General features: G+C 47.2%; 1 protein-coding gene. It reads left to right on the forward strand.

Annotated features, from left to right (window positions below; all coding sequences use genetic code 11):
- A partial coding sequence (locus R7O13_RS26660; RefSeq protein ID WP_318305182.1) for a homocysteine S-methyltransferase family protein occupies positions 1-738 on the forward strand: 738 nt, incomplete at both ends.

Below are 738 nucleotides of genomic sequence, written 5' to 3' on the forward strand. Positions count from 1 at the left end.
GTCCAACCAACCGAACGTGCTCTATCTCCCCTGATGTGAATGATCCCGGCTACCGCAATGTTTCTTTCGATGAGCTGGTTGAAGCGTATTCCGAGTCAACTCGAGCGTTAATCAGAGGTGGCGCTGATCTTATTTTGATCGAAACTATTTTCGATACATTGAATGCTAAGGCATGTGCCTTTGCTGTCGATTCTGTATTTGAAGAGCTTGGTGTTGCACTGCCTGTCATGATTTCCGGTACGATTACCGACGCTTCGGGGCGCACGTTATCAGGGCAAACCACGGAAGCATTTTACAACTCTCTACGTCATGTAAGGCCGTTATCTTTCGGTCTTAACTGTGCATTGGGGCCAGATGAACTGCGCCCATACGTGGAAGAGCTTTCTCGTATTTCTGAATCATTTGTTTCCGCACACCCTAACGCAGGTTTGCCGAATGCTTTTGGAGAATATGACCTTTCTCCAGAAGATATGGCAGAGCATGTAAAAGAGTGGGCTAGCAGCGGCTTTTTAAATCTGATTGGTGGCTGTTGTGGTACAACGCCGGAGCATATTCGCCAAATGGCGCAGGCCGTTGAAGGTGTTACACCTCGCGCTTTGCCAGATTTGCCTGTTGCTTGTCGTCTCTCCGGATTAGAGCCATTAACGATTGAGAAAGAGACTTTATTCATCAATGTCGGTGAGAGAACTAACGTCACAGGTTCTGCTCGCTTTAAACGTTTGATCAAAGAAGAACAGT

Source organism: Vibrio sp. Y176, assembly GCF_033438945.1.